This window comes from Paludisphaera sp. (assembly GCF_037189885.1).
Classification (GTDB): Bacteria; Planctomycetota; Planctomycetia; order Isosphaerales; family Isosphaeraceae; genus Paludisphaera.
This window is the reverse complement of sequence record NZ_JBBCIR010000083.1, coordinates 1-23092: the sequence shown is the minus strand read 5'-3', so window position 1 is coordinate 23092 and position 23092 is coordinate 1. Positions and strand designations below refer to the sequence as shown.

Sequence of the window (23092 nt, the reverse complement as noted above, 5' to 3'; positions counted from 1 at the left end):
CGCCGCCCCCGACGCCGGACCCCTCGCCGCCACCTCCCCCCGGCGGCCTCCCCCCCGAAATGCAGAAGGAGTTGGAGAGATTCCAGCGCGAGTCGGGGGGACGCTGAGGGACGCCTTCCTCACCACGCCCGGTCCAGCACTTCTTCCAGCAAGGCCGGGGCGCAGGGGCGGGGGTTGGCCGCGAGCGTCGGGTCGAGGGAGGCGACGCGGGCGTACTCGGCGAGGCGCTCGTGGGCCAGGCCGGGCACGTCGCGGAGCTTGCGGGGCAGGGGGGCGTTGGCCCGGAGCAGCTCCACCAGGGTGATGAGGTGGCCGGGGCCGTCGCCGGCGCGGCCGAGGCCCACCCGCGAGGCCAGGTCGGCCATCCGGGGCTCGCACGCCTGGCGGTTGAACCGAAGCGCGTGGGGGAGCAGCACGGCGGCGAGCGTCCCGTGACGGCCGCGGGCGTCGGGCTCGGCGGCGCGGGCCAGGGCGTGAGCGACCCCCAGCCCCTTGTTCGCGGCCGTCCCGCCGAGCAGCGCGCCGGTCGCCATCGCCGATCGGGCGTCGAGGTCGCCGCCGTTCTGGATGGCCGCCTCCAGGCCGCGGAAGATGTAGCGCATCCCCTCCACCGCGGCGGCGTCGGCGAACGGCTGGAAGCCCGTCGCCAGGAAGCTCTCGATGCAATGTCCCAGCGCGTCGAGGCCGGTCGCCGCGGTGAGGTCCGCGGGGAGCGAACGGGCCAGAGTCGGGTCCACGACGACCAGGGAGGCCGACGCCCCCATCATCTCCACCCCCGGCCCGCTCGTCGTGGGGATCGCCGCCAGGGGCGGCCCGCCCAGGGCGACGCGCATCGCCCCGGCCGCCGCCGTCACCGAGCCGCCGCCGACGGCCACCAGGCCGTCGCGGCCGTCGTCGCGATAGCGCGCCTCGGCTTCCGCCCCGACGCCACCGTCCCAGAGCGTCGCGCCGGGGAGCGACCCCCGGACCAGATCGACGAGGCCGATGGCGACCAGGTCGGGGCCGGTCACGATCATCGGCCGGGAGACCCCCAGCGCCCGCAGCTCGGCCGGCAGGTCGCCGACCGCGCCGACGCCGATCCGCACGCGCGTCGGCGCGACGACCAGCGAGGTCGTCCCCGCCGGTGGCGCGAGGCTGCTCAGCGACGTCAGGACCGGGCCGATCACGCGACATCCCTCCCGCGACCGTCAGTCGAACGAGCCGAGGAGCCCTTCCATCTCGGCCGCGGCGTGGGCGTCGCCCTTCGCCCTCGCCTTCTCGATCCCGGCGCGCAGCCATTCGGCCGCCTCGGCGAACTCCTCCGACTCGGCGTAGGACTGCCCGAGCTGCTGATACGCCGCGATCTCCTCGTCCGGCCGGTCCGCCACCAGGGACTTGAGGCGTTCCCGCCCCTCGTCCGCGTCGCCCTCGCGCAGGCACTGCATCGCCAGCCCGTAGCGCAGGAACGGATCCGTGGGATCGTCCCGCAGGCTCTCCTCCAGCTTCAACCGCCGCGGCGACTTCTCGGCCATGCGTCCCGGCTCCGGGGGTTCGGGTTGGTTCCGCGTCTAGTTTGACATCTTCCCGCCTGCTTGAGCAGGGGGAGCCCCCGGATTCGGGCGGGGGCGGGGTCGTCAGCGCGGGTTGGGGGAGTCCGACGAGCCGTCGGTGCCGGTCGGCGCGCCCGGGGCGGAGGTGCCGGAGCCGGTGGTCTTGTCGGTCTCGGGGGGCTTGGTCCCGCTGCTCCCGGCCGACGGGTTCTGTCCCGGGGCCGAGACGTTGGGCGTCGCGTTCGGGTTCATGTCCCCCTTGGAGCAGCCGAGGAGGGCCGCCGACGCGATCGCCGCCGCCGCGAGCCCCCATGCCTTGCCTCGCATCGAATCCGCCTCCCGTCGCTGGGCCGTGGGGCCGGCGGTCGTCGCGACCGCCGCGCGGGCTCACGACGTCGCAAGACTCGCGCCGATCAGGCCGATTGCGTGGAGGCGGTCGCGGCGGGGCCGTTGCGGGAGGCCCACGCGCGATGTCGCCGCGCGTTCATGGTCGGCCGGAACATGACCAGGAGGGCCAGCGGCAGGTACAGCAGGACCAGCGTCCCCCCCTTGTCCAGGTACCAGAACTGGCTGGCCGCCAGGAGCGCGGCCGAGAGCGAGATCAGGTGCGCCAGGTCCTTGCGGGCCGGCAAGAAGGCGACGATGAGGACCATCGCGAGGTAGCCGATCAGGACGGGCAGCCGGAAGCTGGGGTCGATGGCCCCCCAGAAGCTGCTCCCCGGCCTGGGCCCGTATTGCGGCAGCAGGCCGACCTCGGCGACGCTCCGCGCCCCCAGGGCGCGGGCCCATTCCGAGAGCCCCAGCCCGGCCGCCCCCAGCAGGGCGCAGACCGCCGCGACCGAGGCCGCCACCGAGATGTAGGCGACTCGCGCGCGGCCCCGATAGAAGCCCGTCCACAGCGGCAGGAGCCCCAGGCACGCCGGGATCCACCCCGCCGCCAGGCCGATCAGCAGCCCGGAGATCGCCGGCCGCGCGTACCAGAACACCGCGTAGACCACCAGCGCCGAGGAGACCAGCTGGCCGCTGTCCACCAGGGCCATCCTCGTGTAGGGGAGCAGCAGGTAGCACGAGGCCATCGAGAGACCCGTCAGCGAGCGTTCGAAGTGCTTCCAGCCGATCAGCCAGAGCCCGGACGCCAGCGCCAGGTGGCCCAGCACGGCCAGCACGCGCCCCAGGATCACCTGGGGCCGCTCGTGCTTCAGCGACGAGGGGAGCGGGGCGGCGTCGATCACCTGGCGGACGGCCCGGCTCTCCTCGGCCGGGGCGAGCGGGCGAGCGGCCGGCTCCTCGCGGCCGGTCGGCTCCGCGGGGTTCCGCTTGGCGCCCTCCTCCACCGGGAGGCTCACCGTCTCCACCAGCAGCAGCCCCAGGACGCCGATCGAGAGGGTCAGCAGGCCGGATGCGTTCAGGTTCGGCTCCAGCAGCGGGCGCCGCGAGAACCCCAGGTCGACGAACAGCCTCGCCAGCCACGCGAACGTCCCCAGGAACAGCAGGGCGAACGCGATCCACGGCGGGTCGCCCCGACGGCCGACGATCATCATCAGCCCCGGCACCGGCGCGAACAGCAGCAGGAGGTCCAGGTTCCGGATGCTCCAGAACCGGCCCCACTTGAAGAACAGCGTGACGCAGCCCAGCAGCGAGAGGAACAGCCAGACGACCGGCCCGAGGCCGAGATCCATGACGAGCGGTCCGTCCACGGCGACCTCGTCAGTCCGACTGGTAGGGGATGGGGGAGCCCGCGAGCTGGGAGAGGGCGTTCAGCGCCGCGCGCTGCTCGGCCTCCTTCTTGTTCCGGCCCCAGGCGGGGGGATACAGCACGGGGCCGATCTGGGCCGCGATCTTGAAGCACTTGGAATGGTCCGGACCCTTCTCGTCCAGGAGCAGGTACGTCGGCGTCTCGCCGAAGTCGCGCTGGGAGGCCTGCTGGAGGTTGCTCTTGTAGTTGAGCCCGTTCTGCCCCTCCACGGCCGCGTCGATCTCCGGGTCCATGTGGCGGACGATGAAGCGGGCCGCCGCGACCATGCCGCCGTCGACGAAGATGGCGCCGATCAGGCTCTCGAACACGTCGGCCAGGAGCGACGACGGGGTCTGCTCCGCCCCCCCCATCCCCTTGCCCAGGAACAGGTACTCGTCCAGCCCCAGCTCCTCGGAGATCTTGGCGCAGGTCTTCCGCGAGACCACCACCGACTTGATCCGCGTCAGCTCCCCTTCCTGGTAGTCGGGGAACTTGCGGAAGAGGGACTCGCAGACGACGGCGCCCAGGATGGCGTCCCCCAGGAACTCCAGCCGCTCGTTCGACGCCAGCCGGTGGTCGGCGCCGGAGGCGTGCGTGAGCGCCTCGCGCAGCAGATCCGGATCCCGGAACTCGTACCCGAGGACCCCCTGACACTCCGCGAGAAGGCGGGCCTCGTCCCGTTGGGTCGTGGTATTTGGCGCGGCGATGGTGGTGATTCCCGGCGAGGATCGGCGCGAGGAAGTCCGGTCGAAACCCGGACGAGGATGGGATTCAGGCTAGCTTACGCGAAACCCCGTGTCAATCGCCGCGCCGACCCCGTGCCGGCGGGCGTCGGGGAGTCCGGCCGAACGTCCGCCGCGACGGCGCGTCGCTTGCCCGCCCGTGACAACGGCGCGCCGGTTGCGTACTTGTATGGGGTGATCATGCGCGGCACGCCCCGTTTCGGCCCCATCGCGTTTGGGATCGCCGCGCAACCTAGGATTTTCTTTTTCGCGCGTCCGGGGCGCGGCCTGGCCGTTTCTCCGACGGCCTCCCCGCGCGACCCTCTCCAGGAGTCTCCATCACATGTCCCTCGTCCACCAGGCGCGCGGCCGCCGTCGCGGCTTCACGCTGATCGAGCTGCTGGTGGTGATCGCGATCATCGCCGTCCTCATCGCCCTCTTGCTGCCGGCCGTCCAGGCGGCGCGCGAGGCCGCCCGGCGGTCCCAGTGCGTCAACAACCTGAAGCAGATCGGCCTGGCCATGCACAACTACCACTCGGCGCAGGAAGTGTTCCCGATGGGCGCGTCGCTGGCCTTCTATCCGGGCGTCACCCCCGCGAGCTGGAACAACTGGTCGGCGCACGCGGCGCTGCTGAACTACCTGGAGCAGCAGCCGCTCTACAACGCCATCAACTTCATGGTCGAGACCCGGGGCGGCGGGATCTCCGGGCCGATCAACGCCACGGCGTTCAACTCGAAGATCGCGGCGTTCCTCTGCCCGTCGGACGGCCGGGCCGGGCGGGTCAACAACAACTCCTACTACGGGAGCCTCGGCCCCTCGACCAACGTCGGCGGCGACATGCCCCCGCGCCCCTGGGGGACCGGGCCGACCTACGCCAGCGACACGTCCGGCGTCTTCGGCTTCCGCGTCTCCTACGGCCTCCGAGACGTGACCGACGGCTCGTCGAACACGGTCGCCTTCTCCGAGGGCAAGGCGGGCAACCAGGAGCAGGCGGTGCAGGACGGCAACATGATCATGAACGCCGGGCTCTCGGGCAACGGCTTCGTGCGCAACGCCTTCAACAACCAGCCCGCGGTCCTGGCGGACCTGGTGCAATGCTCCGCCCAGTACATCCCGTCGAACGCCGGCAACATCTCCACCGGTCACGGGCATGACTGGGCCGTGGGCGGCACGGGGGCGACCCTGTTCAACACGATCGTCCCCCCGAACAGCAACCAGCACAAGTGGGCCGCGTGCCGGACCGACTGCAACGGCGGCTGCGACGGGGCGAGCATGGACTACTCCAACGCCCAGAGCTACCACTCCGGCGGCGTCAACGCGGCCATGGCCGACGGCTCCGTCCGCTTCGTCAAGGACGCCGTCGCCATGCCCGTCTGGTGGGGCCTGGGGAGCCGCGCCGGCGGCGAGGTCATCGGCTCCGACTCCTACTGACCCACGCGCGGGAACACGAACCCGGGGCGGGCCGCCCGCCCGCCCCGACCTCGCAACGAGGAGAGGCATCATGTACAGTCGAAGGAAGGCCCTGATGGCGCTGGCGTGCCTGACGGCGGGCGCGGCGATCGGCTGCGGCGACTCGGTGGACACGTCCGGGAACCTCTCGGCCGCCGAGGAGGAGAACAACCGCAAGCGCACCGAGGCCATGGAGGAGTACGCGAAGCAGCAGGCGGCCGGCAAGAAGAAGCGCTAACGCGGGCGCGGCGCCGGGCCGCTCCCCGCCCGGCGCGCCCGAAACGATCGGACCGAAGATGGGCGAGAGCGACGACGATCCGGAGATCCTGGAGACGTCGGCCGGGGACTTCCGGCTGCTGGAGTATCGGCTCCGGGGGGGCGGCCGGGAGTGGTCCGTCCGGCACGTCGGCGCGATCCTGACCGACGAGGACGAGACCCGGGCGATCGTGCGGAAGACCAACCGCCTGCCGTACGGGGTCTCGCTCTGGCCCTCGGCGATCGCGCTTGGGCACGAGGTCGCCGGACGCGCCGGGGAGTTCCGGGGACGTCGCGTGCTGGAACTCGGCGCGGGGGCGGGCCTGCCGGGGATCGTGGCGGCCTCGCTGGGGGCGAGCGTCGTCCAGACCGACAAGGACGAACTCGCCCTTCACCTCGCCCGGCGCAACGCCGAATCCAACGGCGCGGCCGTCGAGCATCGCCAGGGCGACTGGGAGCAATGGGACGACCCCGCCCGGTACGACTGGATCCTGGGCGCCGACGTCCTCTACGGCGACTCGCTCCGCCCGGCGCTCCGCCGCATCTTCGAGGGCAACCTCGCCCCCGGGGGCCGCGTCCTGCTGGCCGACCCGCACCGGCCGGGCGCCGTCGCGTTCCTGGAGACGCTTGAGGCGGACGGCTGGCGCGTCTCGTACACTAAGTACGACATCGGCGAGGGGGATTCGCCCCGGGCCGTCGGCGTCTTCGAGGCGACGCCGGGCTGATCGCCGGCCGCGAGCGAGGGGCGACTCATGCTGTTCGACCCCGACTTCGACTGGGAGTTGTTCCCCCGCCCCGAGGACCGGCCGCGTCGCGGACTGCTCCGCGCGGCGGTGGTCGCGGCGATCGTCGCGATGTGGTTCGTCGATCGGCCGTTCGCCGTCGTCGCGGCGTGCGTAGCGGCGGCATACGGGGACGTCCGCGAGGGCTTCCGCCTGGCGAAGGTCGTCCCCGACCCCGCCGGGGCGCGCGTCTGCATGCTCTTCCGCTTCGCCTGGGGGGCGTGGAAGGCGGGGGCGATGGGCCTCGCGTTTCTGTTCGTGGTGTTTCAATGGACCGCCTTCGCTAGAAGGCCGGGCCTGCCACCGGAATCTTCCATGGCGATGGGGGCCCTGGTGCTCGGCTTCCTCGCCTCGGCGGCGCTGACGGCGGCGGGGATGATCGCGGCGCTGCGCTCGGGGTTGAGGGTCTGGATCGGCGAGGGGGTCAACCAGGCCCGCATGCTGCTGCTGAGCATGCTCATGTCGGCGTTCTTGATCGGCGTGCTCATCCCCGGTGCCATCTGGCTAAGGCGGATCACCAACTCGATGCTGCCGGATGCGTCGACGATCGCCCTCGTCTCGCTCCTGGCCTTCTGCGGCCTGACGATCGTGGGCCCGATCGCGATCCTAATCACCCTGGACAGGATCAGCCGCCGCGTCATCGCCGAGCGTCCCGGCAAGTTTGGCCCGAAGGTGCCGAGCGTGGGGAAGTGGAACGCCTAGCGCGGGCCGGGCCGATCGCCGGCTGCTTACGGGGGGCCCATGCTGTTCGACCCCGACTTCGACTGGGAGTTGTTCCCCCGCCCCGAGGACCGGCCGCGTCGCGGACTGCTCCGCGCGGCGGTGGTCGCGGCGATCGTCGTATTCTGGTTCGTCGATCGGCCGTTCGCCGTGGTCGCGGCGTGCGTCGCCGTGAGCTTCGGCGACTTCCGCGAAGGATTCCGCCTGGCGAGGGCGGTTCCCGACCCCGCCGGGGCGCGCGTCTGCCTGCTGTTCCGCCTCGCCTGGGGGACGCTGACGGCCGCGTTGATGGGCTTCGTGCTGATGTTCGCCATGATCCCGTGGATCCCGCGGCACGAGAAAGGCGAGGGCCTGCCCCTGGAGGCCGCCCTGGCGATGCTGGCCTGGATCCTCGGCTTCCTCGCCTCGGCGGCGCTGACGGCGGCGGGGATGATCGCGGCGCTGCGCTCGGGGATGCGGGTCTGGATCGGCGAGGGGGTCAACCAGGCCCGCGTGCTGCTGCTGGGCATGATGATCTCGGCGTTCGCGATCGGCGTGGTCTTCCCGGCCATGATCTGGTTCGTCGAGTTCGCCGACGAGGGCCCGCCGTCGGGTCGCGACAACCTGGTGCCGTTCCTCGTCATGCTCGGCCTGATCTTCGTGGGCCCGATCGCGATCCTGATCGCCCTGGACCGGATCGGCCGCCGCGTCATCGCCAAGCATCCCGGCAAGTTCGGGCCGAAGGTGCCGAGCGTGGGGAAGTGGAACGCCTAGCGCGCGGAGCGGCTTTCCGGCCGCTGGACCGGTGCCGACCGTCGGGGCAGAATGGGGGCGTCGCGCGCCGAGACCTCCTCGTCTCTCTCCCCCGGAGCCACCGATGGAACTTCGTCATGCGTCGCCGCGCCGATGGGTCGCGGCCTGGGTGGCCGTCTCGCTGCTGGGATTCGCGCCGGGCGCCCTCGCTCAGACGGGGCCGGAGGAGTCGGCGAGCAAGGCGAAGCCGGCCGAGGGGCTGGAGGCGACGCTCTGGGCCGCCGAGCCGATGGTGCTCAACCCGACCAGCCTGGACGTCGACTCGCGTGGCCGGGTCTGGATCGCCGAGGGGCTGAACTACCGCCTCACGCGCGGCGGGAACAAGCGATTCCCGCGCGAGGGGGAGGCCGACAGGATCAAGATCCTGGAGGACACCGACGGCGACGGCAAGGCCGACAAGGTAACGGTCTTCGCCGATCGGATCTTCCCCGTGCCGATGGGCCTGGCGGTCGAGGAGCGATACGACGCCGAGGGCAAGTACGCCGGCTGCCGCGTGTACGTCGGCGTCAGCCCGAACATCCTCGTCCTGGAGGACACCGACGGCGACGACAGGGCCGACAAGCGGTCCAACCTCCTCACCGGCTTCGGCGGGATCGACTCCGACCACGGCGTCCACGGCATGACCCTGGGGCTCGACGGCAAGCTCTACTTCACCCACGGCGACGGCTGCTGCTCGGTCCAGGAGGACCAGTCCGAGCGGACCCAGAACTTCGACGTGACGGACGCCTCGGGGCGTCGCGTCCGGGCGCGGCTCCACGCGAGCACCCTGCGCGTGAACCGCGACGGGACCGAGTTCGAGGTCGTCTGCGACGGCCAGCGCAACAACTACGAGACCTGCCGCAACGCCTTCGGCGAGGGCTTCACCAGCGACAACGACGACGACGGCCGGCGCGGCTGCCGCGTGATCCACACGATGGACGGCGGCAACTTCGGCTACCGCACGCCCGGCAGCCCCCTCCACTGGGGGGAGGACGCGCCGGGGATCGTGCCCAAGCTCGTCGGCACCGGCAACGGCAGCCCCTGCGGGATCGCCGTGTACGAGTCGACGCTGATCCCCGGCCTGTTCGGCGGCCTGCTGGAAGCCGAGGCCGGCACGCGCCAGATCAACGCCTTCCCGATCGTTCGCCACGGCTCGACGTATCGCGCCGAGGCGCGAGTCCTGCTCGCCAGCGACGACCCCTGGTTCCGCCCGTCCGACGTCGGCGTGGGGCCCGACGGCTCCGTCTTCGTCGCCGATTGGTACGACGCGGCCGTCGGCGGCCACGCCTTCTCCGACCAGGACACCGGGCGGATCTACCGCGTCTTCCCGAAGGGGTCCAGGCCCGATGCGCCGAAGGTCGACTTCGGCTCCGTCGCCGGGCTGATCGAGGCGCTGAAGCTGCCGAACGTCGCCGCCCAGGACGCCGCCCGTCGCGGCCTGCTCGAACGGGGAGACGCCGCGGCCGACGCCCTCCGCGCCCTCGTCAAGCAAGGCTCGCCCCAGGAAGCCGGCCGCGCCATGCAGGTCGCCGCGTCGATGCCGCAACTCGCCGGGCTCGCCGCCGAGGTGATCCAGAGCCCCGCCGACTTCCACGACGGCGACCCGAGGCTCCGCGAGCTGGCCGTGCGCCTCCTGGGCCGCGACTGCCGTGAGAACGGCGTCGTCGAATACCAGAACCCCGAGGCCAAGAAGCCCCCCGCGGCGCTCGACCACCTGGACATCCTACTCCCGCTGGCGGCCGACCCCGACGCCGGGGTCCGTCGCGAGCTGATCCTCGCGTTGCGGAGCGTCCCGACGCCGAAGGCCGGCGAGGCGCTCCGCCAGCTCGCCGCCGGCTGGGACGGCCGCGACCGCTGGTACCTGGAGGCGCTCGGCCTGGCGCTGGACGGCCGCGAGCCGGAGTACATCACGAGCCTGATGGACCCGTCCCTCTTCGGCGACCCGGCCAGGCTCGACGGGGAGGCGGCCGACGACCGCGTCGCGTTGCCGCCGTACTTCCCCGTCGACCGCAACGAGGCGTTCATCCCCGTCGACGCGCCCGACCGGGAGGTCTCGGGCCTGGGCAAGTACCTGGGCTTCCTCTGGCGGCTCCAGCGGCCCGAGTCGCTGCCGGCGTTGGAATCGCTCCTCCCCCGGCTGAAGACCCCCGCGTTGCAGCAGGCGGGCGACGACGCGCTGACGCGGGTCCGCTCCCCTTACGCGGCCGACGTCGCCGCGCTCCTCGCCGAGCGGTCCGAGGATCCGACCCGTCGCGCCATGCTGCACGAGATGCTGGCGGAGCGGCTGGCCGGCCCGTGGAACGAGGCCCGGAGCCGGCCCGCGGTCGCGCGGGTGATCGAGGCCGCGCTGAGCGACCCCGCCCGGCGGGCCCAGGGGATCGCGATGGCCGCCGCCACCGGCGTCCCGCGCTACCGGGCGACGTTCGAGGCGCTGGCCGTCGACCCGGCCGTCCCGGACGTGGTCGCCGCGAAGGCCGTCGAGGCGATCGGGGCCGTCGGCGGCACGCCCAGCCGGTCGCTCACCGGCCTGATCGCGGGCGCCCGCGGCAAGGAGTCGAGCGCCCGCGCCGAGGCCGCCGTGCGCGCCATCCCGAAGTTCTACGACGCCCGCGCCCGGCTCCAGGAGATCCTCACCGACCGCGAGTACCCCGTCGCCCTGCGGCGCGAGGCCCTGCGGACGCTGGCGAAGCTCCCCGAGGGGGGCCTCCGGCTGGTCGACCTGGCGAAGGCCGGCGGCCTGCCCGACGACCTGAAGACGGAGGCGACGGCCACGCTGCACGCCTCGGCCGACCGCCGGGCGCGCGAGGCCGCGGCGGCCGTGCTGCCCCTCCCCGCGACCGCGAGCGGCCGGCCGCTGCCGCCGATCGACGAGCTGCTGCGACGCGAGGGGGACCCGGCGCGGGGCGAGGCCGTCTTCTTCCGGAAGGCGTCCGACTCGTGCGCCTCGTGCCACCGCGTCCAGGGCCGGGGCCGATGGGTCGGGCCGGACCTCTCCACCATCGGCGAGAAGTACGGCAAGGGGGAGCTGCTGAACTCGATCATCAACCCGAGCGCCGCGATCGGCTACAACTTCCGCTCCGCCATCCTGGCCCTGTCCGACGGCCGCGTCGTCGCCGGGCTCCTCGTCGAGGAGACCCCCGCGCGGATCGTGATCAAGACGGCCGAGGGGGAGCGCGTGACGATCGCGCCGAGGGACGTCGAGGAGCGTCGGACGAGCGAAACCTCCCTGATGCCGGAGGACCTGGCCGCGACGATGAGCGACGGCGACCTCGTCGACCTGCTCGCCTACCTGGGGACGCTCCGCGCCCCCGTCGGCGTGGTCGGCCAGCTCCGCGCGGTCGGGCCGATCGCCGGCGACGGTCCCGGCGTCGACCCGGCCGGCGCGCCCGACGCCGAAGCCCCGGTCGACGACGGCGCCGGGAGGTCGCTCTCGTGGCGCCGGGCCGACGCCGACGCCGAGGGCCGCGTGGACCTCGCGGCGTTCCTCGCCCCCGGCAAGGCCGCGCTCGCCATGACGCCGATCGAGTCCCCCCGGGCGCAGGAGGCGACGCTCGTCCTGGACGGCCCGATCGAGGCGTCCGCGTGGCTCGACGGCCTCCCCGTCGAGCTGAAGCGGGCCGAGCCCGACGGCCCCGCGACGGCCTCGTTGTCGCTGCCGGCCGGGCGCGCCAACCTCCTGATCCGGGCGAAGGCCCCCCCGGAAGGCGCCGAGGGCTGGCTGGCGACGACGATCGTCGCGCCCGCGCCGGTCGCCTTCGACGGGGAGGCGGCCGGACGCTGACGGGGTCTCGCCCCGCTTCGGGACGCCGGGCCGGGCCGACGGCCGGAGGAGCCCCCCCGTGAACTCCGCCGGCCGTCTCGCTCGTCCCCCCCTTCATCCGGCCGTCCGGGCCACCTTCCCCCAGCAGGGGGGGAGGACGGTATGATTGATGGCCCCAGTTCGCCCCCTCTAGGAACGATCGCCAAGACCGTGGAACCATCCCAAGCCCCAGCGCGACCGCCGAAGGTCGCCGTCGCCCTGCCGTGCTACAACGAGGCCGCCGCCGTCGGGCTCGTCGTCGACTCCTTCCGCGCGACCCTGCCCGGCGCGGAGGTCTTCGTCTTCGACAACGCCTCCGACGACGGAACGGGGGAGATCGCCGCGGCGAGGGGCGCGCGCGTCGTGCCGGTGCCGGATCGCGGCAAGGGGTTCGCGGTCCGCGCCGCGTTCGAGACCCTGCGGGACTACGACGTCGTCCTGATGGCCGACGGCGACGGCACGTATCCGGCCGAGGAGGCCCCCCGGATGATCGCGCCGATCCTGGAGGGGCGGGCCGAGACGGTCGTCGGCGTGAGGCGCCCGGAGGGGGGGGCCAGGGCGATGGCGCCGGTCCGGGCGCTGGGGAACGTACTGCTGCGGGGGGCGTTCCGCGCGTTCATCGGCCCCGGCGCGGGCGATCTCCTCTCGGGCTATCGGGCGTTCAGCCGGCGATTCCTCCGCGAGGTCCGCCTGCGATCCGAGGGCTTCGAGGTGGAGACCGAGCTGGCGGCGGCGACCGTGGCGCGCGAGCTGGCCGCGGTGGACGTGGAGGTCCCGTATCGGCCGCGCGTCGAGGGGACGGAGAGCAAGCTCCGGGCGTTCCGCGACGGCCGTCGGATCCTGGCGACGATCGTCCGCGAGGGCCTCCGGCTGCGGCCGGCGCGGGCCCTCGTGGTGGTCGCGGCGGCCGGGGCCGTCGCGGGGGCGGTCGCCTATTTCGCCCTGTCGGGCTGAGGCGAGAGGGGGGAGTCGCCCGGGGGGACGTCCCAGAGCTTGACGGTGTGGTCGTGGCTGGAGGAGGCGAGCCGGGCGCCGTCGCGCGACATCGCCAGGCCGGTCACGGCCGAGCTGTGCTCGCGGAGGGCCAGCAGCGGCCAGCCCCCGTCGACGTCCCAGGCGCGGACGCACTTGTCGAGCCCCCCGGAGATCAGGCGGCCGTCCGGGCTGAACACCAGGGCGAGGACGTCGCGGGCGTGGTCGTCCAGGCGCCTGGGGGCGTCGAGACGGTCCGGATCCCACACGAGGATCGACCCGCCGCGGACGGACGCCGCGAGCCGCCGACCGTCCACGGAGTACGCCAGGGCGAGGATCTCGGCGCCGGCGGGGAGGACGGCGCCGGGCCGGCCGGTCTCGGTGTCCCAGAGGCGCACGGAGCCGTCGTCCGCGCCGGAGGCCAGCGTGCGACGCTCGCGGGAGAGGGCCAGCCGCCGGACCGCCCCGCCATGCCCCTCCAGGGTCATGATCCGCTCGGCGTTGGCGGGATCCCAGACGTGGATCCTGTGGTCGCCGCCGGCGGAGGCGACGCGGCGGTCGTCCAGGAAGACCACCGCGTCGACCACGTCGCCGTGCTCGCGATAGGTCGCGATCCGCCGCCCCCCCTCCAGGTCCCAGACGACGGCCTCGCCGCGCGGGCGCTCGGGGATGCCGCAGGACGCGACGAGGCGGAGGCCGTCGGGGCTGAAGGCCAGGGCGCGCACGCCCGTGCTCGCCACCTTGAGCCGGTGGAGCGGGGCCCCGGTCGCGGCGTCCCACACGCGGGCGACGCCGTCGTGATGCCCCGAGGCGACGAGGCGGCCGTCGCCGGAGATCGCGACGCAGGCGGCGACGCCGTAGGGGGTCTGCGGGGCGTCTTGCAGGGTCCGGGGCCGGGCGGGCGCGCGGGCGTCCCAGACCCTGGCGATCCCCTCGGACGAGGCGGAGACGAGCCCCGCGCCCCCCGTCGCCGCGCCGAGGGATCGGACGCCCTCCGAGTGGCCGAGGAACTTGTGGAGCAAGCGGCCGGTGGCCGGATCCCAGAGGCGGACCTGGTTGTCGTTCCCCCCGGAGGCCAGCCAGCCGCCGTCCCGCGGCCAGGCGAGGCAGACGACCCCGCCGGCGTGCCCGGCGATCGAGGACACGGGCATCCCCGTGGCGACGTCCCAGATCCGGACGGCGCCGTCGAGCCCCGCCGAGGCGAGCCGCGAGCCGTCCGGGCCGAAAGCCAGGGCGCGGACCTCCCCCTGGTGGGCCTTCAACTCGTGGAGGAGCCGGGGGGAATCCTCCAGGGACCAGAGCTTGACCGTCCCGTCGACGCTGGCCGAGGCGAGGGCCATCCCGTCCGGCCCGATGGCGACCGCCGCGACCGGCCCGGCGTGCCCCACCGGCGGCCCGGGCGCGAGCATCTCGGAGTCCACGTCCCAGACCAGGACCATGTGGGAGGCGATCCCGGCCGCCAGCCGCGCGCCGTCGGGCGTCCAGGCCATCGACAGCACCGACGCCGGGTCGGCGTCCAGGAGGCGCAGGCGGCCGCCGGTCTCGGCGTCGTAGACGCCGATCGCGCCGTCGCCTCCCGCCCCGGCCAGCCGGCGGCCGTCCGGGCTGTACGCCAGCGCCAGCACGCCGCGGCGGAGGTCCGAATTGCGGCCCGACGCGTTGGGGGCCCGGATGGTCAGCCGTTCGCGGCCGTCGGCCGCCCCCCAGATCCGCATGACGCCGTTGAGGGAGAGGGTGGCGAACTCGGCCCCGTCGGGCCGCATCGCGACCGCGGCGAACGACTCGCCCGGGACGCCCACGGCCCGCAAGGACTCGGAGTCCAGGCTCAATAGCTGGCGCCACTCCCAGCCCCGGCGATCGACCCCGCCGGGCCTCGGCCGCATCAGGTCCATCAGCGCGCGGTACTGGCCGTAGTCGTCGGCGGCCCAGGCGGCGCCCGCGAGGCTGGCCCGGGTGTCGTAGAGCGTCCGGTCCTCCTCCTCGCGGGCGGCCTCCAGGTCGCGCAGCGCGAGCTGGGCCACGCGGCGGGCGTCCGCCTCCTCGTCGTGGGCGCGGCGGGCCGACTCGGCCAGCAGCCGCTGGGCCTTGGCCTGCTCGCGGAACACGCCGGCCGCCGCGAGCGAGGCGACCGTCGCCAGGACGAGGACCGCCGTGAGGATCGCCCCCAGGATGGCGATCGCCGGGTTCCGCCGCGCCCATCGCCAGTATCGCTCCGCCGGCGAGGCGCGACGCGCCTGGACCGGGCGGTCCTCCAGGAACCGGGCCAGGTCGGCGCCCATCTCGGCGGCGGAGGCGTAGCGGTCGGCCGGCAGGCGCTCGATCGCCTTGTGGACGATCGTCGCCAGGTCCAGGGGGATGCGCGGGTCGATCGAGCGCAGGGAGGGGGGGCACGCCTGCGAGACCTGCCACATCAGCCGGGCGCGGTCGCCGGCGTCGAACGCCGGACGCCGCGCCAGCAGCTCGAAGAGGGTCAGCCCCAGGCCGTAGATGTCGCCGGCGGGGCCGCGGATCCCATCGAACGCCTCCGGGGGCATGTAGCGCACGGTGCCGACGATGTCGCCGCTCTGCGTCAGGTCCTGGTGCCCGGCCCACTTCGCCAGGCCGAAGTCGGTCAGCCAGAGGTTCCCGCGCCCGTCCAGAAGGAGGTTCGAGGGCTTCACGTCGCGGTGCAGGACCCCCTGCGAGTGGGCGTACTCCAGGCCGCCGGCCGCCTGGAGGCCCAGGCGGGCCACCCACTTCCAGCGGGCGGGGCCGTCCTCCATCTCCTCCGAGGGCCATCCGGGGGAGAGCGTCATGCCCCCCGGGTCGAGGTCCCCGGCGTCCGACTCGGAGTCGGCCCCGCATCCGGGGGGGGAGGGCTCCGAGGCCTCCGGGACGATCGGACCCGACGGGGGCGGTGTGTCCGAGATGGTGGCGGCCTCGGTCGGCGCGAGGTGGCCCGGCTGGCGGCGGGCCTGGTCCAGCAGCGCGTCCAGGCCGACGCCCTCGATGTACTGCATCACGTAGTAGGGCGTCCCCTCGTGCTCGCCGAAGCCGAAGACGGGGACGATGTTCGTGTGGTGCAGCCGGCCGGCCGACCGGGCCTCGCGCTCGAACCGCCGCCGACGGCGGGTGTCGGCCAGGCCGTGCGAGAGGACCTTGAGCGCCACCCGGCGGGTCAGCGAGACCTGCCAGGCCTCATAGACGACCCCCATGCCCCCTCGGCCGATCTCGCGCAGGATGCGATAGTCGCCGAAGACCCGCGGCCTTTCGAACCGGGGCGCGCCGGCCGCTCCGGCCGGCTCGACGCTCGTCGCGTCGCGCCGGCCGGGGGTGCTGTCGGTGGCGCCGCCGCTGGCCGTGGGCATGCTCGCCTCGCCCCCGCCTGGCCTGGGGTCTCGGGTAGGTTGATCGGGCGGCGCGGGGCGGCGAGGTCGACGCGCCCGGCGGGCCATCCCCATCGTGACCGCCCGCCCCGGGCTTTTCAAGCAGGCACGCCCGCGAGCCCGCGTCGCCTCAGGTGGCCGTCGCCCGGCCGAGCGCCTGACGCGATCCCTCCGCGACGCTCCCCCCCCTGCGATCCGGCGCGGCCGGCGGCAGGGGGTCGCCGGCGTCCAGCATCGCCAGCAGGTCGGTCTCGATCTTCAGGCAGAGCTGGTCCAGCGGCAGGGCGTTCAGGCTCGTCGCCGTGAACGGGAATTGCAGCTCCGTCCCGATCTTGTCCAGGGCCAGGATCGGCGCCGCGACCAGCATCGTCACCAGGGGCGTCAGCCAGTGGATCTCGCCCACGAGCGCGAACGGCAGCGTCACCAGGAAGAACAGGATGAAGCGGCGGATCTCGATCCGGTACGCCACCGGCAGCGGCGACGACCGGATCCGCTCGCAGGCCCCCATGTGGTCGATCAGCACGGCCCGCTGCTCCTCGGCGCGGGTGAACGCGAACCCGTCCATCCCCATCTCCTCGCGGGCGCGGCGGAGCAGGCCCCCGATCCGCAGGCAGACGGCGTTCGACATGTGGTGGGAGGCGAACAGGTGATCGGCGGCCTCCCTCCCCAGCAGCGCGGTCACCGACGTGCTGGCGCGCTGATCGCGCAGGCCCAGCCGGATCGCGTGCGGCAGGGCGGCCGTCCAGCGGATGACCTGCTCCCGCCATTCGCGGTCCTCGGGGCCGTAGGCCAGCGCCTGGATGCCCAGGTTCCGCGTCTGGTTGACGATCCCCCCCCAGAGCTTGCGCCCCTCCCACCAGCGGTCGTAGCCGGCGTTGGTCCGCAGGACCAGCAGGAGGCCCAGCGCGGCGCCGGCCACCTCGTGGGGGCCGACGCCCACGTGCAATGACATCCCATGCGCGGCGTCGTCGATCAGCGTGACCAGCGCCGCGAAGGCGCCGAAGATGAGCACGCGCAGCAGGATCAGCGGCACCGCCGATCCCTGGACGCCGAACACCTCGACCCAAAAGAGCAGCTCCTTGTCGCGGGATCTCACGGGCCCAGACGCCTCCCGGGTCGACCCCCGCCCGAGGGGGGGCCAGTGAATCTCATCCGATCCGATTCGATCATGGGTCCAGCCGGTACGACGGCGACGCCATCGCCGCCGAGCCCCGCCCCCCCGCCTCGCGGTGGGGCGAGTCCAGCAGCAGCAACGCCTCCCAACGCAGGCGGCCGCGCGGCACGCCGTCCCCCTCGCCGCCCCAGCGCCCGCCTGGCGCGGAGCCGTCGAGAGGGACCCGGACCGACTTCCAGCCGAGGAAATCCAGCCTACCGAGGTCGGGCTGGAACGTCTGCCCCGATCCGTCCACGAAACGACACCGGACGTACGCGCCCGAGCCGTCCCCCTTCAGCCAGAACATCGCCTCCCTCGCCTTCTCCGGGATTTCCAGGGGCTTCCGAGGGCGGACGACCAGGTAACGCCAGCCGGGATCGAAATCATAAAAAATCGTTAACACGCGCCCGTCGCCTTCCATCGACGACCTCAGCGGCGCGCCGCCGGTCCCGGCGTTGTCGACGTGGAGGTCGGCCTCGAGCGCGTCCAGCACGTCGCCGCCGTCCGGGCCCCTCATCGGTTCGATCCGCCCGACGATCGGCGGCAGGACCGCCTCGCCGTCGGCGTCGACCAGCGCCACGTCGATCGTCGGCGAATCCACCTTGAGGCTCGCCTCCCCGCTGGCTTGACCTTCGGGGATGTCCACCACGGCCGACGCGATCTCCTCCCCGTCCGGCCCCCTCGCCGCCAGCCGGCCGCGGAAGGCTCGCTTCGACGGGTTCTCGATAGCCGCCCGATACGCCCCGTCGCGCGGGGCGAAAGCCAGGGAGAGCGGGTCGGACCGCCAGACCTGGATCGGCGCGAGCGCCGGGAGCTTGCTCCCCTGATAGGTCATCTCCAGGGCGATCTCGCGGTGGGGGGTCCGGTAGGGATGCGGGGGGGTGCTGAAAACGTGCAGGGAAAATGGGCCGTCGCCGAGGACGGCATCGACCTCCAGCGGCCTGTCCGAGCCGGCTATCCGCGCCTCGAACTCGCCGCCGTTCAGTGTGGCGAGTCCGATGCCCAGCCGGAACGGACGGTCGCGATCCTCGGCGACCGGGCCGACCGGTGCCTGGATCTTCGCCAGCACCGCCAGTCCCGCCGCGTCCGGGTCGGAGTCCTTCACATGGCGGACCGCGGGCGTCCGCGCCGCCTCGGGCGCGTCCGCGTCGGTCGTCCACGAGACGACGGCGAGGGCCCCTTCCTTCGCGAACAGCAGCTTCCACCCGGCCGGCGACTCGTCCCGGAGGCGATGCTTGAATGAGTACCCGTTGAGTTCGCGGATCAGCGCCTGGGCGGCCAGGAACGAGGGCTTGGGCGATAGGTCTTGCCGGACGGTGCCGAAGCGGTGCTCGTTCTCCTTGGGGTCGGGGCCGTCGTCCTTCCAGTCGTAGAAGATGGAGAGATTGACGCCGCTGGCGAGGTTCGCCAGGTATTCGCGGACGATGTAGCGGGCCTGCTCGGCCTCGCTGAACCGCCCCTCGGCCGTCGAGTAGCCCCATTCGCCGGAGACGATGGGGACTTGTTTCCGAGTATGCCGCGCGATGAGGGCGCGGAGGCGGCCGTAGTCCTCGGCGGCGGTCTCGGGGTGGCTTTCGCGGTAGGGGTGGACGGAGACGCCGTCGACGTCCTCCAGGATGCCCGAGGCGAACAGGGTTTCGAAGAAGTCCCAGGGGAAGCCCGACGAGGCGGGGACCAGCATGGTCGCCTTCGGGTCGGCCTCGCGGACGGCCTTCACGGTCTCGACGGCCAGCTCCGTGTAGTCGTCGACGTTGGGCCTGGGCTTCCAGAAGTCGATGTTGGGCTCGTTCCAGATCTCCCAGACGACGCCCCGCCCCTGGTAATGCCCCGCGGCGGCCTTCGCGAACGCCGCGAACGCCGCGCGGCCCTCCGGCGTGTGGGGCGAAAGGCCGCCGTCGTACAGCGGGTTCCCGTAGTCCAGGATGAAGTACGCGCGGGCGCCGACCTTGTCGAGATGGTCGACGAGCCGATCGTACGCCGAGAAGTCGTATCGCCCGCGCTCGCGCTCGACGGACTGCCAGAACAGGTCCATCCGGGCGAACCGGAAACCCGCCTCCGCGAACCGCTCCATCTCCCCCGGCTGGGGGTCGGTGAAGTGGATGTTGACGCCGAAGCCGTCCGGCACGGTCGGGCCGGGGAGCCCCCCCTCTGGGGGCGCGCCGGCCATCAGCGCGGTCGTCAACAGGGCGAGCAGGGGGGGGAGTGGTTTCATGGCATGCTCGGGCGCGGGAGCCCGGCCCCCCGTCGGCGCGACGGGGGCCGGCTTCGGCTCCTATACGGCTCCATGCCACTCGCGGTTCGAAGATCCCGGCGCGATTTTTTAGAGCCTGGAGACGCTCGGCATCAAGGCCGCGGATCTCGGGACGCTCCGCTTCCGGCGCGAAACGCGCGAGGTCCGTCGGCCAGTGACGGCTCAATCGGTCACGGCTCCCGGATCGAGAATCTCCGCGGCTCGCTCATGGGAATGATCCCGGCGGGCGACGTCATCCCGCCTTCGTCGGTTCCAGCTCCTCGCGGAGTTCCTTGGCCTCGGGATGGTCGGGGTCGGCCTTGAGGAGTTCGTCGAGGGTGGACCGGGCGTCGTCGGGCTGGCCGGCGTCGCGGAGGGCGCGGGCGAGCTTCAGCTTGATGTCGGCCGGCTTCTTGGGCTTCAGGTCCAGCGCGACGCGGTATTCCGCGGCGGCCTGGTCGAACTTCTTCCCGGCGGCGAACGCGTCGCCCAGGATGACGTGCGAGGTCGGGTTGTAGACGTCGACGTACAGGCATTCCCACGCCCATTTCTCGGCCCGGGCGGGGTCCTCGGCGGCGAGCCAGCGCTCGGCCAGGTTCTGGCGGACGGGGAAGTTGTCGGACTCGTTGTCGGCGATCCGGGCCATGTCGTCCAGGAAGGCCTCGGTCTTCTTCTGGCGGAGGTGGACCCGCGCCAGGTTGGCGAGCCACTTGGTGTGCTGGGGGTCGGCCTGGTGGGCCTGCTCGTACAGCTTCTCGGCCTCGTCCAGCCGCCCCGCCTTGAGCATCAGCTCCGCCAGCAGGTCGACGACGCGCTCGTCGGGGTGCTCGGGGTCGAGGGCCGGTTCGAGCAGCTCGAGCGCCGCGTCGTCGTCGCCGATGGAGGTGAACAGCCGGGCCTTGACGTAGCTGGCCAGCGGGTGCCGCGGCTTGAGCTTCAGGGCCTTGTCGGCCAGCGGGCGGGCGGCCTTCAGGTCGCGGCGGGCGAAGTGCTCGTAGGCCATCCGGGCGTTGAGGTCGGCGTCCTCCGGGCTCGCCTTGAGCTGGCGTTCGAGCTGCGAGAACTTCACCTCTTCCGTCGGGCCCACCCGCGCCTTGATCGTCTTCACCACCTCGTCCAGGTGTTCGAGATAGCCCTTCTCGAAGTCCTCCTTCGAGACGTCGAAGCAATCGCGGATCGCCGATTCGGTCGTCAGCCCGCGGCGATAGGCGGCCAGCATCTTGATTTGCGCGTCGTCGCCGAAGCGCCTGGCCATGTATTGCGCGTACAGCTGCGACTGGCAATAGGCCATCTGGCGGTCGTCGGGCTCGTCGGGCCGGATGAAGCCGAGGTTGATGGTGTCCAGGTTCAGCAGCTTCTTCCGCGCGGGGACGCGCTCCAGCAGCAGCTTGTTCCACTCCTGGGGCCGGGGGCTCCGCTCGCTCTCCACGGCGAGGGCCTCGGTGTACCAGTGGGGGATGTTGAACTCGGTCTGCTGGAGGGTTATGACGTGCGTATATTCGTGCTTGATGACCCGGGCCCAGTTATACGGCTTGTTCATCGTCCGGGTGCTGGCCATCGCCACGACGGTCCCCGTGCAGGCGCCGACGGTGGGGATGAACGGCAAGGCGACGGTCCGACCGCTGAACCAGCCGTGGTCCTTCATGATCTGGATCTTCGTCCGGCGCGGCGGCGCGTAGCCGAACATGTCCGTCAGCTCGTCCATCACCGATTCCAGGTATTCCGACATGTACTTCGCGAGCAGGTCGTCCTGGCCGGGGAGGTACGCGACGGAGAAGTGATCGGTCTCGATCTCCTTGTAGGCGCTCATGTGCCGGAGCACCTTCATCATGTTGTCGGCGCGGACGTTGAAGGGGTCGGCGGCGAAGGCCGAGTTGAACAGCGCGGCGGCCTCGTCCTCGCGGCCGATCTGCATGTAGAGCATCCCCAGGCCGATGGGGACGTCGGCGCGGCCGGGGTCGGCCTGGGCGGCCAGGAGGAACGACCGCTCGGCCGTGTAGTACTTGCGGCGGTCGGCCAGCCGCTCGGCGAGCGCGGCGTGGAAGTCGGCCGGGCGGGGGTTGTTCGAAAGCGCGATCAGCTCGGCCGCGGCGGCGCCGGCGGGGTCGACCAGCAGCCGGCTCGCGGCGGCCACGCGCGCCAGCGCGGCCTCGTCGCGGGGGTTCACGGCGACGGCCTTGTTGGCGGCCTCCAGCGCGTCGGCGAAGCGTTCGTCGGATATGTTCAGGTCGGCGATCAGGACATGCGCCGGGACGTAGTTCGGGTTGGTCGCCAGCGCCCGCTCGGCCTTCTTGCGGCCGGCGCCCAGCTTGTAGCCCTGCAAGTCGGCCTGGCCGAGCGTCACCAAAACCTCGGGCGCCAGCGGGTTGATCCTGGACGCCCGCGCCAGCTCCTTCGCCGCGGCGCGCTCGTTGTAGCCGGCGAGGAACAGCCGGCCCTCCAGCCACGGGGCCCGCCAGCAGGAGGGGTCGGCCTCCAGGGCCCCCTCGTAGATCTCGTTGATGACGTCGTTGAGGGACTCGGCCAGCTCCTCGCCGCGGGCGCTCGCGCGGTAGTAGCGCTCGGCGGCCTGGCCGATGAGGAGCAGGGCCTCGGCGTCGCGAGAGTACTTCTCGGGGTTCGCGGCGTAGCGGTCCACGAACCACTGGCAGGCGTCGACCGCCTTCTCCAGCTCGCCCCGCGATTGCAGGAGGCGGGCGGCGGTCCAGCGCGCGAGCAGGTCGTCGGCGTCGATCGCCAGGGCGCGGGCGACGGCCGCGTCGGCCTCCTCCCAACGGCCCCGCGAGAAGTGGAGGTCGGCGATCGCCGCGGGGATCTTCGCGGACTTCGGCCCCTTCGCCTCCGCCGCCTCCAACAGCTTGATCGCCGCGTCGGCCTCCCCCTGGGCGGCCCTCGCCCCGGCGCGGCCGAGGGTTATCTCGATCGGCTCGGGTTTGGAATCGGCCTCGGCCTTCGCGGCTAGGCCGTCGTACGCCTCCTCCGCCTCGGCGTAGCGGCCCGACTGCATCAGCCGCGCGGCACCTTCCGCGTCGACCGGCCCCCCCGCCTGCGCCGTCAGCGCCGCGAGCACGAAGAACGTCGCGTAAACCATGACAGCCCCCTCCTCGCATGTCGATCGATTCACGTTACCAGATGGACGCCCGCGACGCGCCCCGTCGCCGATCCGGCATTCGCCGGGTCGGTCTTGCGTCGGGCGGCCCGGCCGATGTACAGTCCGGCGAATCCGAATGGGCGTTCGGCCATATGCCGCCGAACAGGAAGCCGGTGAAATTCCGGCGCGGGACCGCCGCTGTAAGCGAGGAGGTCCCCGGACCACGTGCCACTGCGGGCCGATGCCCGCGGGAAGGCGTTCCGGGACCGCCCGACTCGCGAGCCAGAACACGGCCCTTCGGACACCCGGAAGATGTCTCGGCCTCAGACATCCGGGGGAGAGCGACCGTCCGCGCGCCCCGCGCGGGGCGTATCGTCGCCCTTTCCGTACCGCGAGGCCGTCCCCGAAGGCCCCGGCATGGCTCGAATCCAGGACGAACCGGCCCCATCCCCTCGGCCCGCGCGCGGCGGGACCGTCGGACCCTCGCGACGCTTCGGCAGGGCGTCGCGGAGGCCGCG

General features: G+C 72.9%; 16 protein-coding genes and 1 riboswitch. Of the genes, 7 read left to right on the top strand and 9 right to left on the bottom strand.

Annotated features, from left to right (window positions below):
- Positions 1–119 precede the first annotated feature (119 nt).
- The 5 genes from WG209_RS21120 to rnc all read right to left on the bottom strand — a co-directional run bounded on the left by WG209_RS21120 (position 120) and on the right by rnc (position 3971).
- Complete coding sequence (locus tag WG209_RS21120; RefSeq protein ID WP_337177076.1) at positions 120–1166, bottom strand: iron-containing alcohol dehydrogenase; 1047 nt, start codon at positions 1164–1166, stop codon at positions 120–122.
- 21 nt (positions 1167–1187) lie between these two features.
- Complete coding sequence (locus WG209_RS21115) at positions 1188–1511, bottom strand: hypothetical protein (protein ID WP_337177075.1); 324 nt, start codon at positions 1509–1511, stop codon at positions 1188–1190.
- Between the two features lie 102 nt (positions 1512–1613).
- A complete protein-coding gene (locus WG209_RS21110; RefSeq protein ID WP_337177074.1) occupies positions 1614–1856 on the bottom strand; it encodes a hypothetical protein in 243 nt (80 codons plus the stop codon).
- A gap of 86 nt (positions 1857–1942) precedes the next feature.
- Positions 1943–3226, bottom strand: a complete 1284-nt coding sequence (locus tag WG209_RS21105) for a hypothetical protein (RefSeq protein WP_337177073.1) — start codon at positions 3224–3226, stop codon at positions 1943–1945.
- 10 nt (positions 3227–3236) lie between these two features.
- Entirely contained in the window at positions 3237–3971 is a 735-nt protein-coding gene (rnc, locus tag WG209_RS21100; RefSeq protein ID WP_337177077.1) for a ribonuclease III, read from the bottom strand.
- A 358-nt stretch (positions 3972–4329) separates the two neighbouring features.
- On the opposite strand from rnc, the gene WG209_RS21095 reads away from it, so the two are divergent.
- The 7 genes from WG209_RS21095 to WG209_RS21065 all read left to right on the top strand — a co-directional run bounded on the left by WG209_RS21095 (position 4330) and on the right by WG209_RS21065 (position 12717).
- Entirely contained in the window at positions 4330–5418 is a 1089-nt protein-coding gene (locus WG209_RS21095; protein ID WP_337177072.1) for a DUF1559 domain-containing protein, read from the top strand.
- Between the two features lie 70 nt (positions 5419–5488).
- On the top strand, positions 5489–5674 hold the full coding sequence (locus tag WG209_RS21090) for a hypothetical protein (protein WP_337177071.1): 186 nt from the start codon (positions 5489–5491) through the stop codon (positions 5672–5674).
- 58 nt (positions 5675–5732) lie between these two features.
- Positions 5733–6416 (top strand): methyltransferase domain-containing protein, encoded by a 684-nt coding sequence (locus tag WG209_RS21085; RefSeq protein WP_337177070.1) that lies wholly within the window; start codon positions 5733–5735, stop codon positions 6414–6416.
- A gap of 27 nt (positions 6417–6443) precedes the next feature.
- A complete protein-coding gene (locus WG209_RS21080) occupies positions 6444–7175 on the top strand; it encodes a hypothetical protein (RefSeq protein ID WP_337177069.1) in 732 nt (243 codons plus the stop codon).
- Between the two features lie 39 nt (positions 7176–7214).
- Positions 7215–7946 (top strand): hypothetical protein, encoded by a 732-nt coding sequence (locus WG209_RS21075; RefSeq protein WP_337177068.1) that lies wholly within the window; start codon positions 7215–7217, stop codon positions 7944–7946.
- A gap of 103 nt (positions 7947–8049) precedes the next feature.
- Positions 8050–11745: a PVC-type heme-binding CxxCH protein gene (locus WG209_RS21070; RefSeq protein WP_337177067.1), complete on the top strand. Its 3696-nt coding sequence runs from the start codon at positions 8050–8052 to the stop codon at positions 11743–11745.
- 189 nt (positions 11746–11934) lie between these two features.
- On the top strand, positions 11935–12717 hold the full coding sequence (locus WG209_RS21065; protein WP_337177066.1) for a glycosyltransferase: 783 nt from the start codon (positions 11935–11937) through the stop codon (positions 12715–12717).
- Here the strand turns inward: WG209_RS21065 and WG209_RS21060 are convergent.
- The 4 genes from WG209_RS21060 to WG209_RS21045 all read right to left on the bottom strand — a co-directional run bounded on the left by WG209_RS21060 (position 12696) and on the right by WG209_RS21045 (position 22574).
- A complete protein-coding gene (locus tag WG209_RS21060) occupies positions 12696–16082 on the bottom strand; it encodes a serine/threonine-protein kinase (RefSeq protein ID WP_337177065.1) in 3387 nt (1128 codons plus the stop codon). The two genes, WG209_RS21065 and WG209_RS21060, sit on opposite strands and share 22 nt — an antisense overlap.
- A gap of 148 nt (positions 16083–16230) precedes the next feature.
- Complete coding sequence (locus tag WG209_RS21055; RefSeq protein ID WP_337177064.1) at positions 16231–17196, bottom strand: bestrophin family ion channel; 966 nt, start codon at positions 17194–17196, stop codon at positions 16231–16233.
- A gap of 70 nt (positions 17197–17266) precedes the next feature.
- Positions 17267–19465 (bottom strand): cellulase family glycosylhydrolase, encoded by a 2199-nt coding sequence (locus tag WG209_RS21050; protein ID WP_337177063.1) that lies wholly within the window; start codon positions 19463–19465, stop codon positions 17267–17269.
- Positions 19466–19736: 271 nt separating this feature from the next.
- Positions 19737–22574 carry a tetratricopeptide repeat protein gene (locus tag WG209_RS21045; RefSeq protein WP_337177062.1) on the bottom strand — a complete coding sequence of 946 codons (2838 nt, stop codon included), beginning with the start codon at positions 22572–22574 and terminating at the stop codon, positions 19737–19739.
- A gap of 165 nt (positions 22575–22739) precedes the next feature.
- A riboswitch (cobalamin riboswitch) is annotated at positions 22740–22865 on the top strand.
- Positions 22866–23092: the final 227 nt, after the last annotated feature.